Annotated in this window: 2 protein-coding genes; both read left to right on the top strand. The window is 63.4% G+C overall.

Features of this window, described 5'->3' with window-relative positions; all coding sequences use genetic code 11:
- The first annotated feature begins 168 nt into the window (after nt 1-168).
- Nucleotides 169-1,704 (top strand): IS21 family transposase, encoded by a 1,536-nt coding sequence (istA, locus tag IB272_RS34380; RefSeq protein WP_192445884.1) that lies wholly within the window; start codon nt 169-171, stop codon nt 1,702-1,704.
- 14 nt (nt 1,705-1,718) lie between these two features.
- Nucleotides 1,719-2,462: an IS21-like element helper ATPase IstB gene (gene istB, locus IB272_RS34375; RefSeq protein WP_192445883.1), complete on the top strand. Its 744-nt coding sequence runs from the start codon at nt 1,719-1,721 to the stop codon at nt 2,460-2,462.
- The last annotated feature ends 147 nt before the right edge of the window (nt 2,463-2,609 follow it).

Raw genomic sequence — 2,609 nt, 5'->3', positions numbered from 1 at the left:
TGCGGATTCCGACCTGAAGCCGGCCAGCATTCCGATCAAAATCCGGCCACCGTTCCGATTTGAAGCCGGCCACGATTCCAATCAATTACCGGCTGGTTTCCGGCTCTGACGATACCCCCTGGGTCAGCAACTTTGGCATCAAGCCTCCCGATACACGAGGAGATTTTGATGCCGGCAAAGAGAAGGCTGACCATGAGACAATTACGACAGATGCTCCGGCTTGCCGGAAGCGGAACCAGCAGCCGAGAGATTGCGGTGATCCTCGGCATTGCCCGCAGCACCGTGCAGGATAACCTGAAGCGGGCAGCAATGGCGGGGCTGAGCTGGCCATTGCCAGGAGAACTGACAGACGATGCTCTGGAGCATCGGCTTTTCACCCGCGCCGGCGTCAAGCAAGGGGAGCGGCGGCGACCGGAGCCGAACTGGGCCGATCTTTCCATTGAGCTGAAGAAGCCCGGCGTAACATTACTGATCCTGTGGGAAGAGTACCGCGGCGTCTATCCCGATGGCTACGGTTACAGTCGCTTCTGCGAGCTGTTCCGCAGCTTCGAGCAGCGCCTCTCGCCGACGATGCGCCAGGAGCATGCGGCCGGCGACAAGGTCTTCGTCGACTATTCCGGCAAGAAGGTGCCGATCGTCGATCGCAAGACTGGCGAAGTCCGCGAGGCGGAGCTGTTCCTCGGCGTTCTCGGTGCGTCGAGCTTCACTTTCGCCGAGGCCACCTGGACCCAGACCTTACCGGACTGGGTCGGCTCACATGTGCGCATGTTCGCCTTCTTCGGCGGCGTGCCCCGCCTGGTCGTGCCCGACAATCTGAAGTCCGGCGTCAGCCGCGCCAGCTTCTACGATCCCGAGATCAACCGCAGTTACGGCATGATGGCGTCCCACTATGGTGTCGGCGTTCTGCCGGCCCGACCGCGACGCCCGAAGGACAAGGCCAAGGTCGAGAACGGAATGCGCTTCGCCCAGAGTTGCCTTCTCGGCCGCTTGCGCAAACAGACTTTCTTCTCGCTCGCCGAGGCCAATGCCGCAATCGCCGACGTGCTGGAGCGCATCAACAATCACGTCATGCGCCGGTTGGGTGTCAGCCGTCGCCAGCTCTTCGAAACGGTCGAACGCGCGGCGCTCGCAAGCTTGCCCGCCGAGGAGTACGAGTTCGCCGAATGGCGCTTTGCGCGGGTCTCGACGGATTACCATGCCGAGTTCAGGAGCTTCTTCTATTCCGTCCCGCACGCGCTCATTCGTCAGCAGGTCGATATCCGGGCGACCGCGCGAATGATCGAGATCTTCCATCGCGGCAAACGCGTCGCGGTCCATCAGCGCCGCTATGGCGGGCCGCGCTATGGAACAGACCCCGCGCACATGCCGAGCTCCCACCGCCGATACGCCGAATGGACGCCGGAGCGCTTCCGGCGCTGGGGCGCATCCATCGGTCCGCAGACCGAAGGGCTGATCGTCGCCATTCTCGCCAGCCGGCCACATCCCGAGCAGGGCTTCCGAACCTGCCTCGGCATCCTGCGCCTTTATCGTGACATCAGCCGCGAGCGCGCCGAGGCCGTTTCGGCACGCGCCGTCGAGATCGGCGGCCTGACCAGCAAGACCATTGCCTCGCTCATCGCCACCCACAAGGCCGCCAGACATTCCACCGAACCCGCCGCCGTCATGGAACACGCCAATCTGCGTGGCCCCGGCTACTTCCATTGAGGAGACACCCGATAATGCTGACCAATCCCACCATCGACATGCTGCGCGAACTTGGCCTGACAGGCATGGCCAGTGCTTATCAGGAGCTCGAGGCGCAACCGGAAGCCAGACACCTCGAGCATGGCGAATGGCTCGCGCTTCTTCTTGAGCGCGAGGCGACCACGCGCCGTCAGAAGCGCTTCGAGGCAAGGGCGCGCGCCGCGAGGCTGCGCCACAATGCCCAGATCGAGAACATCGACTTCCGCGCCGCCCGCGGCCTCGATCGCAATCTCTTCCTGAAGCTCGCCAACTGCGACTGGATCAGGCAACACCACAGCCTCCTGCTGATCGGGCCCGCCGGCGTCGGCAAGAGCTGGCTGGCCTGCGCGCTCGGACACAAGGCCTGCCGCGAGGACTTCTCCGTCGCCTATCATCGCCTGCCCAGGCTGTTCGCTACCCTTGCGCTGGCGCGCGGCGACGGCCGTTATCCCAAGGTCCTCAAGGCGCTCGCCAGAACCGACCTGCTTATCCTCGACGACTGGGGCCCGGAGAAGCTCAACGACGAGCAGCGGCGCGATCTCCTGGAGATCGTCGAGGACCGCTACGAGAAGCGATCGACCATCGTCACTAGCCAGGTGCCCGTCGATCACTGGTACGACATGATCGGCAATCCAACGATCGCCGATGCCATCCTCGACCGCCTTGTCCACAACGCCTACCGTATCGAGCTGTCCGGCGAGAGCTTGCGAAAGCAGCGTCAAACTCCATCCGCCGCTTGACCGCGCTACAATCACGCGCCATGCAAAACAACGACCCAGGGGAGCACCAACTGGCCGGCTTCAGAGCGGAATGGTGGCCGGCATAAAATCGGAATAGGTGGCCGGCTTCGTTTCGGAATCAGCGGCCGACTTCACCGGAATGCGCAG

Origin of the sequence: Ensifer sp. ENS08, from assembly GCF_014852195.1 — a bacterium.
In the GTDB taxonomy this organism is placed as follows: Bacteria; Pseudomonadota; Alphaproteobacteria; order Rhizobiales; family Rhizobiaceae; genus Ensifer; species Ensifer adhaerens.
This window is presented reverse-complemented; position numbering and strand designations above follow the sequence as displayed.

What these genes read in the sequence shown, in the direction of transcription:
- istA (WP_192445884.1), top strand. Translation starts at nt 169, where the DNA reads ATGCCGGCAAAGAGAAGGCTGACCATGAGACAATTACGACAGATGCTC.
- istB (WP_192445883.1), top strand. Translation starts at nt 1,719, where the DNA reads ATGCTGACCAATCCCACCATCGACATGCTGCGCGAACTTGGCCTGACA.